Source organism: Ignavibacteriales bacterium, assembly GCA_026390815.1.
Classification (GTDB): domain Bacteria; phylum Bacteroidota; class Ignavibacteria; order Ignavibacteriales; family SURF-24; genus JAPLFH01.
Map to the genome: position 1 here is coordinate 58623 of JAPLFH010000003.1, position 17340 is coordinate 75962.

At 31.1% G+C, this 17340-nt stretch carries 15 protein-coding genes; 5 read left to right on the plus strand and 10 right to left on the minus strand.

Translation table 11 applies throughout. From position 1 onward, the window contains the following. Window positions 1-2: 2 nt before the first annotated feature. From NTX22_00275 to NTX22_00295, 5 genes are all read right to left on the minus strand, one after another. Window positions 3-2222 (minus strand): HAMP domain-containing sensor histidine kinase, encoded by a 2220-nt coding sequence (locus NTX22_00275; protein ID MCX6148939.1) that lies wholly within the window; start codon window positions 2220-2222, stop codon window positions 3-5. Beyond that, on the minus strand, window positions 2182-2523 hold the full coding sequence (locus tag NTX22_00280; GenBank protein MCX6148940.1) for a hypothetical protein: 342 nt from the start codon (window positions 2521-2523) through the stop codon (window positions 2182-2184). The genes NTX22_00275 and NTX22_00280 overlap by 41 nt, the downstream gene beginning before the upstream one ends. Window positions 2524-2608: 85 nt before the next feature. Then, on the minus strand, window positions 2609-4612 hold the full coding sequence (locus NTX22_00285) for a hypothetical protein (protein ID MCX6148941.1): 2004 nt from the start codon (window positions 4610-4612) through the stop codon (window positions 2609-2611). A 124-nt stretch (window positions 4613-4736) separates the two neighbouring features. Continuing rightward, window positions 4737-4940: a hypothetical protein gene (locus NTX22_00290; GenBank protein ID MCX6148942.1), complete on the minus strand. Its 204-nt coding sequence runs from the start codon at window positions 4938-4940 to the stop codon at window positions 4737-4739. 131 nt (window positions 4941-5071) lie between these two features. Then, entirely contained in the window at window positions 5072-5794 is a 723-nt protein-coding gene (locus NTX22_00295) for a hypothetical protein (GenBank protein MCX6148943.1), read from the minus strand. A gap of 1491 nt (window positions 5795-7285) precedes the next feature. Here NTX22_00295 and NTX22_00300 point away from each other — a divergent pair. The 5 genes from NTX22_00300 to NTX22_00320 all read left to right on the plus strand — a co-directional run bounded on the left by NTX22_00300 (window position 7286) and on the right by NTX22_00320 (window position 10874). Beyond that, window positions 7286-8377 carry a cysteine desulfurase family protein gene (locus tag NTX22_00300; GenBank protein ID MCX6148944.1) on the plus strand — a complete coding sequence of 364 codons (1092 nt, stop codon included), beginning with the start codon at window positions 7286-7288 and terminating at the stop codon, window positions 8375-8377. 18 nt (window positions 8378-8395) lie between these two features. Next, entirely contained in the window at window positions 8396-8698 is a 303-nt protein-coding gene (locus NTX22_00305) for a hypothetical protein (protein MCX6148945.1), read from the plus strand. A 23-nt stretch (window positions 8699-8721) separates the two neighbouring features. Next, a complete protein-coding gene (locus NTX22_00310) occupies window positions 8722-9075 on the plus strand; it encodes an iron-sulfur cluster assembly accessory protein (protein ID MCX6148946.1) in 354 nt (117 codons plus the stop codon). A gap of 216 nt (window positions 9076-9291) precedes the next feature. Further along, the gene (locus NTX22_00315; protein ID MCX6148947.1) at window positions 9292-9906 is read left to right on the plus strand and encodes a superoxide dismutase; all 615 of its coding nucleotides are present in this window, start codon (window positions 9292-9294) and stop codon (window positions 9904-9906) included. A 347-nt stretch (window positions 9907-10253) separates the two neighbouring features. Further along, a complete protein-coding gene (locus NTX22_00320) occupies window positions 10254-10874 on the plus strand; it encodes an LON peptidase substrate-binding domain-containing protein (GenBank protein MCX6148948.1) in 621 nt (206 codons plus the stop codon). A gap of 24 nt (window positions 10875-10898) precedes the next feature. Here NTX22_00320 and NTX22_00325 read toward each other — a convergent pair whose 3' ends face one another. From NTX22_00325 to NTX22_00345, 5 genes are all read right to left on the minus strand, one after another. Next, window positions 10899-11315: a F0F1 ATP synthase subunit epsilon gene (locus NTX22_00325; protein ID MCX6148949.1), complete on the minus strand. Its 417-nt coding sequence runs from the start codon at window positions 11313-11315 to the stop codon at window positions 10899-10901. 28 nt (window positions 11316-11343) lie between these two features. Then, window positions 11344-12756, minus strand: coding sequence for a F0F1 ATP synthase subunit beta (gene atpD / locus NTX22_00330; GenBank protein MCX6148950.1), 1413 nt, complete (start codon window positions 12754-12756; stop codon window positions 11344-11346). A gap of 77 nt (window positions 12757-12833) precedes the next feature. After that, window positions 12834-15170, minus strand: a complete 2337-nt coding sequence (locus tag NTX22_00335; GenBank protein ID MCX6148951.1) for a phospholipase D-like domain-containing protein — start codon at window positions 15168-15170, stop codon at window positions 12834-12836. Beyond that, window positions 15171-16307, minus strand: a complete 1137-nt coding sequence (locus NTX22_00340; GenBank protein MCX6148952.1) for a hypothetical protein — start codon at window positions 16305-16307, stop codon at window positions 15171-15173. A 44-nt stretch (window positions 16308-16351) separates the two neighbouring features. After that, window positions 16352-17329 carry a PorV/PorQ family protein gene (locus NTX22_00345; protein ID MCX6148953.1) on the minus strand — a complete coding sequence of 326 codons (978 nt, stop codon included), beginning with the start codon at window positions 17327-17329 and terminating at the stop codon, window positions 16352-16354. Between the last annotated feature and the right edge of the window lie 11 nt (window positions 17330-17340).

Genomic DNA, 17340 nt, shown 5'->3' on the forward strand with positions numbered 1-17340 from the left:
ATTTATTCCTCACATATTGGTAATAATATTTCTAAGACTGCTTCTTTACCTGGTACAGATTTAATAAATTTAATGGATCCATTAAAATATTGTATCAATTTCCGCGCATAAAACAAACCTAAACCAGTTCCATCTGGCCAAGTAGTAAAGAATTCATTAAATAATGAAGGTAATATTTGAGCCTCAATTCCTACACCCGTATCACTTATTTCAATTCGAAGCATTTTTGATTCAACAAGTTTCCTAACTGCTACAAATATTTCTTTCTTAGGAGATAATTTATTTTCTTTAATAGCTTTAATAGAATTATTAAATAAATTAATTAGACTTTCGTATGCTAAATTTTTATCAATAATTACTAAATAATCTTCATTTGTCAACGAATGCTTAATACTAATATTTGTTCGAATAAGTCTATCTTCTATATACTTTATTGCAGGTCGCACGACATTTTCGACGAATAATATTTTTTGCGAAATTGGTTTTAATGTTTTTCCTCTTTCTTGTGCTTGCTTAACAAGACCTGAACATAAATTCAATAATATTTTAAAGTTTTTTATTTGTTCTTCTAGTTCTTCTTTTTTACTATTTGGTTGTCCTGCTAAAGCATCTAAAAGCATTAACTCAGATCCTATTGTATAAACATGATTTCCTAACTCATGGAAAATTCTTAATGATACTTCTCTATAGAAAAACAAACTATCAGCTCTTTCTACCATCTTTTGTTTGATTTCTAATTTTTGAAATATTTCTGAAATAGATCTAATATTTGCTAATAAATTACTTATTGGTTCACTAAAGATTCTTAATGCAAGTAACTGTTCAATACCGAAAGCATTAATTTCATTAAAATTACCAACTTTAATTGCCCCTATATTTATTCCACTTTTAATTAATGGGTAATACATTACACTTTTTTCATCTTCAATAGTCTTTGGAGTAATAATGAAATTTAATTTTACTTTTTCCCAATTTTCAAATGAAATATTGTTTGGATTGAATTGAATAGCTTCACAGGTTAAGTCATCAAATGTCTTAGTAATAAAAAAAGCTTTGTTGTTTTTTATACAATGATATGTTAGACAATTATTCGAACTGAAATATTCTGTTTCAATCCCTCTTTCATAATGTTTATAGATTTTCCTAAAATAAAGTTTATTATTCTCTTCTTTTACAACTTCTAAAATTGAAATTCCGTTAGCATTAAAAAAATTATTTAATATTTTAATTACATCATAAAGAACATCATCCTTTTCTCTATGAATATTTTCGATTTGTGTTAAGGTTTTTAAATTTTCATATTCTTGTTGCACCGTAATATGTCTCATAAGATGGAATATTTCTCGAGAACATAATTCATAAGAACTTATAAAACATTTGACCATATCATCTTTTGGGAATACATAAATTATATAGCTATAAACACCATTAAGAATAAATTTTGTAACATAGTACAAAATTTTTCCATTATAACTAGTTCTAATATTATTTGTTAATCCCGGTAATAATTCCTCACTAACAAATAAACTTTCATTTTTTGTTAATGCTTCATCTAATTCATTTATATATTTTTTTGTTATTAATTCAAAATCCATTTTTATTAAACCTGCACTGGTATTAATGGAATATATTCCGGGAATATTTTCGCTTCTAATAACAGCAATAAACAAAGAATCAATTTCTTTAAAAGATTTATTTAAGAATTTGTTGATTTTAATTTCTTGATTTATTTCTTTACGGGCTTCTTCATAATAAGAAATTAAATTTTTTATTTTATTTGATTGAATATTTAATTTGATATTTTCATATAAAGCATAAATTTTGGTTAGTAAATAAATTATATAATCTGCTGCTTTTTTATTAATAAAATGTATATTGCTATAACCTTTAAATAAATTGATCTCAACTGTTATCAAATTACTATGAATAAACACTATCTGAATTGAATCATTACTCTTTATTTCTTTTGTTTTTTCGAAAATTAAATTAACATTTATATCCTCTGTAAGATTAATTACTAGTATTTTCCCACTAATTTTTTCATCCATAAACTTCATGAGCTGTTCAATATCATTTAATTCCAGCATTTGAGCACAGAGATCTATTTTTTTAATAATTGAAAATTCTTTTTTACTGAGTTTAAATGATGCTATTTTAAAGGTAACCAAATCAATTCTCCTTCTACCTAGACCAGGCCATAAAATATCTCTTCTTTGGTACAATTTCTTCTGCATCTATTTTACTACTATTGGCGTTAAAATTCTTCAAACTAGTCATTTCGGAAATTCCAAATGCACTTGAATAAATTATAAAGCTATTAAACAAAGCTAAAATACAAGAGATAAATGAAATCTCATTTTTTATTATAATAGCCGTATAAGAAATTAATAATGATATAAAAAAACCCACATATTTAGGTTTCAATTTAAAAAGAAAAAACAAGGTTTGAGCTGAAAAATAAGTTGCCGTTACTGCACCACTTAAAGTAAGAATATCTTCAGTAGTTAACAATTCTTGAATCATTTTTATCTCCTCTTAAGGGATTAATATAATTTATTATTTTTGTATTTCTATTCTTAAAGTCTATTAAACAAATGCCCTTCTATCATTACATTTTCATAATAATTTTATTCTTTTTTTTTGAAATTAATTCCTTTATTTCATTACTAACTTTTATATCTATCCCTATAATTTTTTCACTATACTTACTTAAAATTTTAGGTTTTAAATAATAATTTGAAAATAATATTGAGCCTATTATTTCAATACTAATTGCTGAAGCAATTATTTCAAATTTACTGTTTGATTGAATAAATAATATGACAATTGAAGTAAGAATTAATAAAACTAAAGGCAATATTAAAAAAATCATCAATTTGTTTTTTCTAAGTTTACCATCATATTCATCATGCAATTCTCCTTTTCTCCGATTTCTAAATTCTTCAATAAATAAATCACGTTCTTTAATCATTTCTTCTTTCTCATCTTTTAAAAACTGATTTTCAATTTGCGATTTTTCAAGATCAGTTTTTATTTTTAATTTTTCATTCTGAAATTCTCTTCTTAAAAATAAACTTGCTTCTTCTTCACTGGCTCCGGAAATCCTTATTTTATTTAATTTTTGTGCAATTTCAGTAACTTTTTCATCCGGCAATTCATTTATCTGAATTTTAGTGTCAAGTATATACGACAAGTCAGCTAGAGTAAACGCATTTTTTTCGGGAATTAGTGATAATTTTATAACATCAACAAAGAGTGGGGCAAAGCTTGTAGGATCAATATCAATATCATCAATGTAATAAACCATTAGATTTATTAATACGTCCATACTTATGGCTATTGGAAATTCATCTCTAATTATATTTTCTATTGCATATTGCTTTATCGTCCCATCTTTGGTTAAAATCCAACAGTTTTCTTTTTTTCTTATAAATTGGGCACCTTGTAATAATCCAGCGTCATGAATTAGTGCATTTTCTCTTCTTGGTCTATTCCACCTTTTAATATTTATTTCATTTATTCTATTTTTTATAGAATTATCTTGTGAAGCTTTACATACAATCATGTTAACCTCATCATCATCTAATAATTCTATTTTCAATCTATTAAAAAATCTATCCGGTATTTTATATAATGAGTTAAAAAATTGTGTAATTTCTTCTTCATCAGTTTGGTTTCTTTTAATTAAAGTCCTTATATAACAGTCATCAACCTTCATCAAAACTTCTATTGAATAATTCTTAAAAACATTTAATACTTCTATTTTTTTATTTTCAATAACTCTTTGATATTCTTTTCGGCTAATTGGGAGATGTTTTGTCTTAATACCATATTTCAAAAAAATATTTTCCATATTTTCTAATGATTTGGAAAATTCGTATCCCTCAAGTCCTAATATCATTAAAATATTTGTATCCAATATTAAGGTTGCATTTTTTAGATATTCCAGTGAAAGATTGTCCCCAAATAATCTTGCCGTAAGTAAAGTTGTAGAAAATTTTGATGTGCCATATGCCCATAACAAATTAATATCTTCACTTCTATCACTATCAAGAAATTTCAAATATTGCTTCGCCAACCAATTTTTATCTTTATCTGAAATAGTATTATAATTGTTAAAACTACTTTCTATTAATTCTCTAATTCTTAAAGTATTCTTGGAAAATTCTGTAGGATTTTTACAGATTTCATGGATCCATTCATAACTAAATTTCTCAAAAAAAGTGATTGTTAAATCTTCAAACCAATTTCTAACGATACTTTTATCACATTCTGTATTTTCAAACCAATTTTCTATAACATTTTGATGGCAAATTTCATTTTCATTAAACGCACTCTCTATCTTTACTCTATAATTATTATCAAAATAGAATCCTTCATCTTTGTGAAAAATTTTGTTTTCATTTATTAATTCTTCAATGGATTTATCAAAATCCTTCTTACTAATTTTGGTATGTGTTATATTATTTAGTTCTTCTTTTAATAAATTTCTTTTTACACCTTCACCACAGACAAATATTAATTTTAAAATTAATTGTGAAAGTGCAATACTTGATAGAGATTTAAATGTATTGTCATGTTTAAGATAAAGTGTTAGTAGTTTTTTCTTCATACTTTTTCTTCCCAAAACCTATAAAGATTTAAGTACTTCTACCGATAATAATATTGGGTACCTAAATATTGCATGGTGGAGCTGGATGGATTTCCTCTCCACCATTTTTTTTGTTGATATAATTTCATTTCTTCCTATTATACGGTGATTGATTAGTAGGTTTCAAAGAAATCTTTTCTTCGCTTGCCTTTGACTGAACTGCTCCTTCAGTTCTACCTAATTTTAATCCAATTACTCTTGTCGGTGTATTTTGTTTTGCCAATTGTTTTAATTGGCTAACCTCATTTGGTGTCCATACTTTACCGCTGTTTCTTGTTGATTTAGACATAATTTAATCTCCAATGAATTTTAAAATTTTTTAATTTCTCCACCTCCCTTTCAGAGGTAGAGTATTCTAACTCATCCTTTTTCCACAATCTTATTCTTAAATGCGTTCACGCATTCTTTAATTACAAACTTCTACGTTCCAGATGTACCTGTTCCACTTCCATCACCACCAACAGGTATAGCAGGTTCTTCTTTTTTCCTGTGTCTTACACCTAAGTTTTTAATACCTCGTGCGGTAATGTACTGGTTATAAAAATCGGAATTTTCATCTTTGTAAGATTCAACCAAGCCATCAATTTCCTCCTTAAGCAGCAGGCTTGCCTGTTCAAACAGTACATTAAGGGATTTTCTTGCACCACCACGTTCGCTGTAACCGGTTCCCTGCTCACCGATAGTTAATTCAAACCGTTTAATTTTAGCATCAAGCAAATCAATTTCCACTTGCTTAATGCCGTACTTTTCAAGTTTTGCAAGGTGTTCAACGGCTTTCTTACGGATCGATTCTGCCCTATCAATTAATTCCCTGTCGCGCAGTTTTTTAATTTCATATTCCTTAAAACCTATTAGCGCTTTAAGGTCCTCAACTGCATTCCTGCGGGCATAAACAAAAAACTTACGGCTGAAAAGGATAACGTAATCTTCAAGATCCTCTTCAGCAGCGGTTTTTTCATCTGTTTTTCCGTTGGCTGCGTTGATGAGCATTTGGTTGGTTGTTTTAATATCAGCTATGAGCTGGTTTAATTCAGCCTCACTCTCAGCAAACTGCTGGATACTTGAAGTGATTTCCTGGTTTTCTTTTAATAAACCAGAAACATTTTCGAACATACGGAGCGAGTTTTCTTCACTATTTTTCATATCAACTCCCTTTTTTAGTTATGATAAATAGAATGCCATTTGGCTTATTTACTTTAAAAAGCTCTATTTTGTTGCAAAATCCACACTTTTATTATAAAAACTCCTTATTTCTTGTTTTAAACTCATCATTTCCATTTTTAAACTGGTCATTTCCAATTTCCAATTACTCATTTCCAATTTCCAACTACCCATTTCTAATTTCTAATTGCTCATTTCCAGTTTCTAATTGCTCATTTCCAATTTCTAATTACTCATTTCTAATTTCTAATTACCTATTTCCAATTTCCAACTACCCATTTCTAATTTCCAATTACTCATTTCCAATTTCTAATTATCTATTTCCAATTTCCAATTACTCATTTCCAATTTCTAATAACCCATTTCCAATTTCCAATTACCCATTTCCAATTTCTAATTATCAATTAATATTTTTATGTGCAAAGAATAAAAACAGAAAAAAAACATTTATAAACAAAATATATTTTTCTTATATCGCCACTTACTTTATACTATTTTATTATGACCAGTATTAAAAAGTAAATAGCACTGTACAAATTCTTTTTTCATTGAGGATGTTTTTGAGTAGTGTGTGTTAAGCCCCTCCCCAACTTTTTGAAGATTCTTAAAATTTTTACTGTAAGAACAAATTAGAAAAGAAAAATCCTGCTGCTAATAATTTCTTCAATCGTATTTTTATTTCAATTAAGGCAGGATTGTCTTTTTTCTAAACGCAAACTGTAAAATTAAAACTTTAAAGTCAAGTATAATTTAAATAATATTTGAAGTTTTCAATGGAACATGGATGAAGCGGATTTTTTATGATCAGCACTGATTAATGAAATTTAAAATAGCCTATATGCAAACAATTGTTTAATTGCTCAATTGTTAAATTGTTGTTTGAAATATCAGTTGGTGTTTTATTATTTAATAATTTATCAACGCAACAATTTATTTCTTTGTATTCTTTATCACTTGTAATTATTATTTAAAATCGTTTATTATAAGAAACTTCTGAAAAATTAATAATTAGTTGAGTGTCATTCCCACGAACCTGCCAGCAGTAGGCGGGAGTGGGAATCTAAAATAAAATCAATGGATTCCTGCTTTCGCACATAGGCGTTAACCCAAGGGTTTCAATTACTGATTAATAAACTGTTAATTATTTTATTTTTCGGTTAAATTATTGTTTTATTATATCATGCCTACGGCATTTTGCTCTATTTATTCTTTCTGTTTCTACAATTATATCATCCCTCTGGGATGAAGAAATATACATCCCGATAGGCTTGTCTGCTGCAAGCAGGGATGAAATATTTATAGAAAAATGAATAAAAAAAGCAAATAAAATCCCTTTAGGCTTGCCTGCTGCAAGCAGGGATGATATATAAAAACCTTATTTATTCTGAAATCAAAACAATTGTACCAATTTTGATTGAAAAACATAATCCTTAAGTTGACGCCTATGTGCTTTCGCAGGAATGACAGATTGAAATTTTCAGAAGTTTCTATAAAAGAAACAAAAGTTCAAGTAAAGATCATTCCTTTGGCTGGATTGCAGAGGAAGCAGTAAAAAACTCACGGGAAATTATTGCTGACTTTATTAATGCAAAACCAAATGAAATAATTTTTACTTCCGGAACCACGGAATCTAATAATCAGATAATATTTGGACTTGCAGAAAACTATGGACATTTAAAGAATCATTTTATTGCTACACAAATTGAACATCCTTCTGTCCTGGAACCGCTTAAAATTTTACAGCGAAAAGGTTTTTCCGTTACCTTGCTTTCAGTTGATGAGTATGGCAGAATAAATTTAGATGAGTTGAGATCTGCCATTACAGAAAAAACATTGCTCGTTTCCATTATGACGGCAAATAATGAGATTGGTACAATTCAACCGATTAAAGAAATTGGAGAAATCTGTAAAGAAAATAATGTCTTATTCCATACTGATGCAGCGCAGGCAATTGGTAAAATAGATTTTGATGTAAATAAATTTAATGTTGACTTTACTTCTTTCAGCGCACATAAAAATTATGGACCAAAAGGCGTAGGGGCATTATTCATTAAAGATAAAAATCCTAAAATTAAATTAGCTCCGCTTTTGTACGGAGGCGGGCAGGAAAATAACAATCGACCAGGAACTTTGAATGTACCCGGTATTGTTGGATTTGGGAAATGCATCGAAATATCAAAACAAGTTATGCCGGAAGAAAGCAAACGAATTAAAAAACTGCGTGACAAATTATTAAAAAGTATTACTTCCGAAACTGATGATGTGCATTTAAATGGTCATCCGGTTGAAAGATTACCCAATAATCTTAGTTTAAGTTTTGGGAAAATTAATATCAATTCCTTAATTTTACAGTTGAAAGATATAGCTTATTCAACAGGTTCCGCCTGCGCTTCAGGGGAATCTGAACCCAGTTATGTACTGAAAGCAATTGGGGTAAAAAAGGAACTCCTTCATTCAACTTTTCGTTTTGGTTTAGGTAGATCAACAACTGAAGAAGAGATCGATTTTTGTATAAGTAAAATATCCGGTGCGATTAATAACATAAAGTTACAAATGATCCATTAACAAAATAAACGGAAAGGCATGTTTAAAACTAAAGAACTAGAATTTTTAATGCAGAATGAAGATTTATTTTTCAATTTTCTAAAAGAAAAATACCATGTATTTAATAACTCAAATATTTTTCTTCGCGATATTCAATACGGTGTAGTTAGCTTTTTCGAAAAGCGGGATATAAAACTTAATTTTACACAGGTAGAGAAGTTTTCAGATTCAATAATCTTATCCTTTGAGGAAAAAAATATTTTGAGCAGATTAACAAATAATACCTGGAAAGTAAACTTATCCAAAGAAAATATTGTTGTTAAATCAGAAGCAATAATTTAAAATTATTCTAAAAGGAATAAAATATGTCGGAAGTAACAATTCAAGCTAATGAAATTAACGTAACTTCTAAAGCATTGGACCAGATAAGAAGAATTAAAGAAGAGAACAGCATTCCTGATGACCAGGGATTGCGCATTGGTGTAAAAGGCGGCGGTTGTAGTGGATTATCTTATTCGATGGGATTTGATACAACAGTAAAAGATGGTGATAAGATAATTCAGTTTGAAGAGCTCAAATTATTAGTAGATGGTAAAAGTCTTTTTTATTTAACGGGCACTGAACTGGACTTTTCTGATGGATTAAATGGAAAAGGATTTGTATTCAACAATCCAAATGCTGCTAAAACCTGTGGATGCGGACAGTCATTCGGTGTTTAGCGTAAGCAGTTAAATATTTGTTCTCCGTTTCACCGATTCTCCCATTCCCCGTTTCTTTTTTAAGCGGGTCTTTTTGATGTTATAAATTAGAGGGCATTAATGAAAAGAAGAAATTTTTTATTTTCTGCGGGATTAATCCCATTCGCAGTTACAGCGGATAAATTATCAATTCTTACAAACAAAATTTCAAAAAATATAAATGAAAGGAATAGTAATATGTCTAAGTTCGAATTACCGAAACTCTCCTATGAATATAATGCATTAGAACCTTATATAGATAAAACAACAATGGAAATCCACCACGATAAACACCACGCTGCTTATGTTGCAAACCTGAACAAAGCTGTTGAAGGAAGTGAAATGGAAAAACTTTCTTTGGAAGAACTTATAAAGTCAGTTTCAAAATTTCCTGTGGCAGTAAGGAATAATGGCGGCGGGCATTTTAACCACACAATGTTCTGGGAATTATTAAAACAAAATAATGGAGGCAAACCTTCTGGTATTTTGGGCGATAAGATAAACTCTGATTTTGGTTCTTTTGATGATTTTAAAAAGAAGTTTTCTGATGCAGCCATTGGTAGATTTGGTTCTGGCTGGGCATGGTTAATTTTAAAAAGTGATGGGAAACTTGAAATAACCTCTACGCCAAACCAGGATAATCCCTTAATGGATGTAGTTGAAGTAAAAGGTATTCCAATTTTAACACTCGATGTTTGGGAGCATGCATATTATCTTAAATATCAAAACAGAAGACCGGAGTATGTTACAAACTTCTGGAATGTTGTAAATTGGGATGAAGTTTCCAAAAGATTGCAAACTGCAAGTAAATAATTTCTCTTTCTCCTGAATAATAAAATGCCTGAATGATTTTATATCTTCGGGCATTTTGTTTATTACTACATCAAATCACAGAATCTCAAAGAAAAATATTTTATAATGGTTTGTGATTGATAATCATTTTTCAAATTCGAAATCCGAAACAATAAATACTCAACAATTTCAAATATTTAATTTTCAAAATGTTATAAAAAGTTTAATTGAATTTGATCTTTATAATTTATGTTTGTTTAGGATTTCGGAATTAGGATTTAGTATATAATTCGTTTCGTTCAGCAGTGTAAGATGAAGAAAAAATTATTATATTGTTTTCCAGAAGAAAATGGATTGATCCAAACTAAATGCAAAAGATATTTTTATTTCCACTTCAGCTTGTAATTTTTCCCGGGTCTTTTTATCCCCTTCACATTTTTGAAGAGCGGTATAAAAGGATGATTAATTTATGTCTTGAGACTAACAAGGGATTTGGAATTATTGTAAAAGTTGGAGAAGAAAATGCTAAAGTTGGTTCTTATGTTGAGATTTCCCAAGTGATAAAAAAATATGCTGATGGAAAAATGGATATTATTGTAAAGGGTATTAGAAGGTTTGTAATTGTATCAGTTTCCTTGCACGATGATGGTTATTTAATTGCCAACACTCATCCATATTATGATATTAATTTTGAAATAAGCAAAAAATTGGTGGAAGAAATTTATAATAAATTTGTTGCTCTTATAAATAAAAGTGAATTGAAATTGGATCAATCATTCTGGACAAGTTTATCACATGCACCGATTAAATCATTTAAAATTGCAGAGAAGACTGGCTTAACACTGGAACAGCAGCAAGAATTATTACTAATACAGGATGAATCTTTAAGATTGAATGTTCTAAAAGAGCATCTGGAAAAATTGGAAAAACGTATATCTGAGAGTAAAACAATTAAAGAAATTATAATGAGGGATGGGTTTTTAAATTAAACAATTCTTAAAAAAAAAAATTAATTAAGCATTCGCACTTTTATATTTAGCAGCAATATCAAGCCGGTTTTTGGCACGTCCTAATGCCCCTTCTGCACGTTGAATATCAATATCTTTCCTTGTAAGCAATCTTTTTTGAGCACGATCTAAGGCTTCTTTGGCTCTTTCCAAATTAATATTATCCGGACTTTCAAAAGTTTCTGCAAGGATAAGAACTTTATTTTTATTCACTTCAATTGTACCACCGCTTGTTGCAAAATAATATTCCTTTCCCTCTTCAATTTCAATTTTAATTTTTCCAATTTCCAAAGTACTCATTAAAGGTGCATGATTAAACAGAACCTGGAAATTACCCTTGGTACCGGGAACAGATACTGATTTTACTTTTCCGGAAAAAACAATTTTTTCCGGGGTAATTACTTCTAATTGAAATTCTTTCATCGTTACAAGTTATCCTTTACCAAATATTCTATTTAAGCGTCTTTGCTTTTTCGAAAGCTTCTTCTATAGTTCCAACATACATAAATGCCTGTTCGGGTAGTTCATCACAATCGCCATTGATGATAGCCTGGAAGCTTTTAATTGTATCCTGAAGTTTTACATATTTTCCTTTATAGCCAAGAAACTGTTCAGCAACATGGAATGGCTGACTTAAAAATCTCTCAATCCTTCTTGCTCGTCTAACAGTTATTTTATCGTCTTCAGATAATTCATCCATTCCTAGTATGTTGATGATATCCTGCAAATCTTTATAAGCTTGTAGAATTTCTTTTACTTTTTTTGCAGTCTGATAATGTTCATCACCAACAATTCCTGGTTCAAGAATTCTTGAAGTGGAATCGAGTGGATCAACCGCTGGATAAATTCCTAATTCAGAAATACGGCGGCTTAAAACTGTTGTTGCATCAAGGTGAGAAAAAGCTGCAGCAGGTGCTGGATCAGTTAAATCATCAGCAGGTACGTAAATAGCCTGCACTGATGTAATAGAGCCTTTATCAGTTGAAGTGATCCTTTCCTGCAATGCGCCCATTTCAGTGGCAAGATTAGGCTGATAACCCACTGCAGATGGCATACGACCAAGCAATGCACTAACTTCAGAACCAGCCTGCGTGAATCGGAAAATGTTATCAATAAATAATAGTACGTCTCTTCCCTCTTCATCGCGAAAATATTCTGCCATGGTAAGAGCAGTTAAGCCAACACGTAATCTTGCTCCCGGTGGTTCATTCATCTGACCAAAAACCAAAACTGTTTTAGCTAAAACTCCGGATTCTTTCATTTCAAGCCAAAGATCATTTCCTTCGCGTGTTCTTTCACCAACACCGGAAAATACAGAATAACCACCATGCTCCTGTGCTATGTTATGGATTAGCTCTTGAATAATTACTGTCTTTCCTACTCCAGCACCACCAAACAATCCTGTTTTACCACCACGCGTATAAGGTTCAAGAAGATCAATAACCTTAATTCCGGTTTCAAACATTTCTTGGTTGGTAGAAAGATTTTTAAACTTTGGAGAAGGACGATGTATTGGGTATCTTAATTTAGTCTTTATTTCAGTTCCTAAGCCATCAATTCCATCACCGATTACATTTATCAACCTGCCTAAAGTTTCTGGTCCCACGGGTACTGTAATTGGTCCGCCTGTATCAAATGCTTTTGTTCCTCTAACTAAACCATCGGTGCTATCCATTGCCACTGCGCGAATGCGGTTTTCGCCAAGATGCTGTTGAACCTCAACAATTAAAATTTCATCTTTTCCTTCTACAGTTTTGCGTGGAATTTTAACTGCATTATTTATACTTGGTAAATAACCTTCCTGAAAATCGATATCAACTACAGGACCTATAACCTGAACTATTTGACCTTCCATATTGCTCATTTTTCACCTTAAATTTCGAATTAAACTTGTGATAATTTAACGAAAGACTATTTTTTTTCCAAAGAAGCTGAGGAAAATTATTTAAGAACTACAAATTTTTTCGCCTGAAATTTGTTTTGATACGTAAGTTTAAAGAAATATATACCGCTTGAAAGACTTGCTTTACTATCAGAGGGATTTGAAGCATTAAAATCCATTACATTCTTACCTTTTTGAGAATACCCGGAATAAACAGTTGCTACCTTTTCACCAAGCATATTAAAAACAGATAAGTCAATTTCTCCACTTGATGGCAGATAAAAAGAAATTGTAGTAACCGGATTAAAAGGATTTGGGAAATTCTGGAAGAGAATGAAATCATCCGGAATGTTACCAGCTTTTCCTGCATCAACATCTGTTATTACTGGAACAACAAATCGTGTTGTTCCGCCAAGCTCATTATATCTTTTCTTAAATTCCTGCAGATACTGGTTTGCAATTAATGCATCATGAATAATTAAAGTGTTCTCATCATTTTTTTCATTAGCTGAAGCGGACCAATTATGTGAACCAGTAATTACAATTGGATCTGATTTAGTTAGGGAAGCATCAACTATTCCATACTTATGATGAAGAGTGGCTGATTGGTTATAATCAAATACTTCTGCGAATGTTTTCAGATTGGTGTATTCTGAACCACTGTCGTTAATATTATCAATTATTCCTCTAACATCTTTAGCTTTGCTTTGATTTGCATCTCTGATCGCGTAAAAAATGCTGTTGCTTGTAAACGTCATTTGTGCAAAGAAGATTGAAGTATCCGCAGTTTGCATAGCATTTACAATCCTGGATTCTGTTTGATCTGATGGACTGAAATATAAATAAACTTCTCTTCCACCAATATTGAAAGAATGAATTGTATTATCACTTTTAAAAGGACCAAATTTAGCAGTTGCAGCATTTGGAACATCTCCATTGCTTCCCCACATTTCTTCAAACTCAGTTGTGTACGCAGAAGCCAAAGTTGGATCATTTATTTCCAAGGCACTGTTTTTCCATGCTAATTCGTTTGAAGTAACATTCCAGGAACCTGTCCACACCCAATCATTATTTGGGTTATCATCCCGCTCATCAAAAATAAAAAATTTGTTATGCATTAAACCGTCAATCGCCGGGCGCTGACTCATCTTTATTCCTGCATTTAAAAGCAATTGCATAGAAGATTGGGTTGTTCGGTTATCGTAAACAATTCTAACTTTAACGCCTCGGTTCTTTGCATTGATTATAGCAGTCGCAATATCATTCAATCCAAAAAAGCTATAAACTGCCATATCAATTGATGATGTTGCAGAATTTATTCTATTTAAAAGTTTGGCTGCAAAATTAATGTTTCCATTTGCCTTGTTTCCAACTATTGCAACTGTTGTATCTACATCAAAATTAAAATAAACGTTTATAGTCCCAGTCTGTGGATTAGAAGATGATGTACTGGCGCTTTGCAAACTGCTTTCACTTGTTCCGGCAGCATTAGTTGAGTATACCTTAAAATAATATTTTGTTAATGGTTTAAGATTGATTATTGCTACCGAATGTTGAGTTGTATCTTCATTTACAACCACGGAATCCAATTCCAGTAAAGTTGTTAATCCATATTTAACTTTGCTGTTTCCATTCCTGGCAGTGGAAAAATATACTGAAAATGAAGTTGAATCAATTTTAGCAGCTACAACAGAATTCATTATTATTGGTCTACCATCATCAATAATATCTTGCCTGAATCTTGGAATTATTTGATATCCTGAATTGTATGGTTGATTTACAAGATATTGTCCAACAACTCCAATTAAGTCAACTGAACCAGATGGTATTGGTGTTCCAACAAGCGTAGTAACATCCTTATCGGAATAAATAACTAATGAACCGGTAGCATCACTTATTGTATAAGTTTTATTTCCTTCAAAATTACCGGTACCTGAAATAGTAGCATTATTAACGCGCACAATCTGGCTTTCAAATTCCTCATATCCATTCCATTGCTGGTTTTTAATTTGGGATAATGTAACGATGAGAGTATCGAAATGAACATTTGATTTATGTTTAAGATAAGATGAACCAGCCTTAGTGAAGTTTAATTCCGCCAAACCATTATATTGTGTTAAAGTAGAAATAACAGTTACTGAATCTCCTATCTTTACTTCATTTGCAAAACTACTTCCATAAACTGCCATAGCTCCGGAGTTATCCTGTATAGTCGCTGGTCCGGCAGTTCCAAGTTGATTTGACGAAGTTACAACACCGGTAACTTTAAACACCTTATCTAAATCAATAGGAATACCGTTGGAATTATTGTTTTTTAGATTTGCAATTGGAACTAAGTCCTGGGAATAAAGAATTGAAATAAGAGAAATAAAGAGTGCTAAGATTTTAATCTTCAATCAATTTATCTCCGTTGAAAGAATGAAGCGGAGAATACGATTATTTTCAGTATCGGCTACATAAAGTGTTTTATCAAATATTGCAACGGCGTGTGGACTTTTGAATACAGTTGGACCACCGAATGACTGAAGTTCTTCCCCATAAACGCTAAATTTAAAAACACTATCCTTCTGAGCGTCTGCAATAAAAATATTTCCAGAACCATCAATGGCTACATCTTCAGGGCTTCCAAATCTATTTACCTGCATCATTGCAGCATTGGATGGAGAAAGTTTATTAACATAACCGGAAAAATCAGCAGTCTCCACATATTGCAACCATTGCGTTTTAAAGCTATTGTTGCCAACCATCGTCATAATAAAATCAACATTTCTTTTATCGAAGGATGTAAGTGAACTTATTTTGTTTGCAGATAAAATACCTGTTCCTTCCGGAGTAAGTAAAGGCACTCTTCCAATAAGTGTGTCTGTTTTGGATCCGTTCAATAATACTTTTTTATGGAAAACTAATATTGAATTATCAGGATCGATGGGACTATCATTCTTGGGACCTTTTCTACTAACATAAAATGAGTTATCAAAGAATGCACAAACACCTGTATACTCTCTTCTCTTAACTTCAAATAAAAAACGAAAATCATCTTTGGTTGGAAGAATCCTTGTTATTGGTGCTAAGGTAATATTGTGCCCAACTGGTACCAAATCTATTTTATAAACAGCACTAACGGATTCTGTAATTCCGTTTACAAGAGTATCGAATTGAGCGCAAACAATCAGATTAAGCTGGTAATCCTGCGCTAAAGCTACCGGATGTTTAACGGGACATTTACCCAAAACCTGCCCAGCTAAATTCAACATAACAATTTGATCGTTATAAGTATCGGCAACATAAATAAATGGTTCTCTTCCAATAATGATATCTTCAGGTTTGTTAAAACCAGTCCAGTCAGGATTTAGTTTTATATAAACAGTATCACTCAATTTACCGCCAGCCGCAGGAACCGAATTGGTAATTTTGTTTAAATCCAATTTTTCATTTGAACAACCGCCCACTAAAATTAATGCAAATAAGAAAAGAAGAGAAAGTTTTTTCCGCCTGGCAGATTTAATTGATTTATTTATAAAATTTTTAATCATGTTTTTATGTTGAATGCTGATCAATGTTAAAATAAAATTCTTTTTTATAATCCCAGAATAATTGAAAACCTGTGTGCAGAGCCAAGTTTTGTAAAATTAGCATAAGCGTAATCGAAATTAACCTCTGCAATACTTAAAGGAATTTTTACTCCAGCGCCAAACGAATAATTTTGTTCTTCCACATTAAATTTATATCCGCCTCTGAGGAAAAAGGAATTCCTAAATTTATATTCTGTTCCAAAAGAAACGTTTTCACTATTATCATTAGGATGATTGAGCTGAATTGATGTGGTAACCTCATGATCATCTGACTTATAAGGTTCAAAAGCAAAACCAATTCTAAACATAGTTGGAGGAGAGAATGACTGCCAATCCGATTTTTTTCTTTTTCCTACAAGCACTACTTCTCCATCAGGAGCAAGATTGTTTCCAAAGTTTGTAACTGCAACTGCAAATCGAGTTGTACCTAAACCAGTCCAATAAAGGGTACCTAAATCAATCATAACTCCGCGCATTTTTAATTTATCAAGTGTTTCCTCAATATATCTTACCGTTCCACCAAAACTAAATTGTTCAGTCATTTTTCTGGAATATGTAAGTGCTAAAGCAATATCTCCAAAACTAAAAAACTCACCGGTACCAAAAGGCATAAATTCCGTTGTAACTTTCATGTCTTTCATATGTAGCGAAGTTAGTGAAACTCCAACCGCATCATTAGAAGATAAATGATAAACTGCACCTACAAACTCATGTTTAACATCTATCAACCATTCGTTGTGAGAAAAGATCACTTCATCTTTATTAGATTGTACTAATCCGGCAGGATTCCAGTATAAAGCAGATGCATCATTAGCGACAGCAATAAACGCATCACCCATTGCTGAAGCTCGTCCTCCTACACCAATCTTTAAAAATTGTGCTGTGGAAATTCCTGCACGCTGACCACCAAGCGTCGGGAACAATTGAGCTTTTGATTCAGCTACAAATAAAATGATAAATAAAACTAAAAATATTTTTTTCATACTCTATTTTT

What these genes read in the sequence shown, in the direction of transcription:
- NTX22_00325 (MCX6148949.1), bottom strand. Translation starts at nt 11,315, where the DNA reads ATGAAAGAATTTCAATTAGAAGTAATTACCCCGGAAAAAATTGTTTTT.
- NTX22_00340 (MCX6148952.1), bottom strand. Translation starts at nt 16,307, where the DNA reads ATGATTAAAAATTTTATAAATAAATCAATTAAATCTGCCAGGCGGAAA.
- NTX22_00305 (MCX6148945.1), top strand. Translation starts at nt 8,396, where the DNA reads ATGTTTAAAACTAAAGAACTAGAATTTTTAATGCAGAATGAAGATTTA.
- NTX22_00310 (MCX6148946.1), top strand. Translation starts at nt 8,722, where the DNA reads ATGTCGGAAGTAACAATTCAAGCTAATGAAATTAACGTAACTTCTAAA.
- NTX22_00280 (MCX6148940.1), bottom strand. Translation starts at nt 2,523, where the DNA reads ATGATTCAAGAATTGTTAACTACTGAAGATATTCTTACTTTAAGTGGT.
- NTX22_00285 (MCX6148941.1), bottom strand. Translation starts at nt 4,612, where the DNA reads ATGAAGAAAAAACTACTAACACTTTATCTTAAACATGACAATACATTT.
- atpD (MCX6148950.1), bottom strand. Translation starts at nt 12,756, where the DNA reads ATGAGCAATATGGAAGGTCAAATAGTTCAGGTTATAGGTCCTGTAGTT.
- NTX22_00295 (MCX6148943.1), bottom strand. Translation starts at nt 5,794, where the DNA reads ATGAAAAATAGTGAAGAAAACTCGCTCCGTATGTTCGAAAATGTTTCT.
- NTX22_00320 (MCX6148948.1), top strand. Translation starts at nt 10,254, where the DNA reads ATGCAAAAGATATTTTTATTTCCACTTCAGCTTGTAATTTTTCCCGGG.
- NTX22_00290 (MCX6148942.1), bottom strand. Translation starts at nt 4,940, where the DNA reads ATGTCTAAATCAACAAGAAACAGCGGTAAAGTATGGACACCAAATGAG.
- NTX22_00345 (MCX6148953.1), bottom strand. Translation starts at nt 17,329, where the DNA reads ATGAAAAAAATATTTTTAGTTTTATTTATCATTTTATTTGTAGCTGAA.
- NTX22_00315 (MCX6148947.1), top strand. Translation starts at nt 9,292, where the DNA reads ATGTCTAAGTTCGAATTACCGAAACTCTCCTATGAATATAATGCATTA.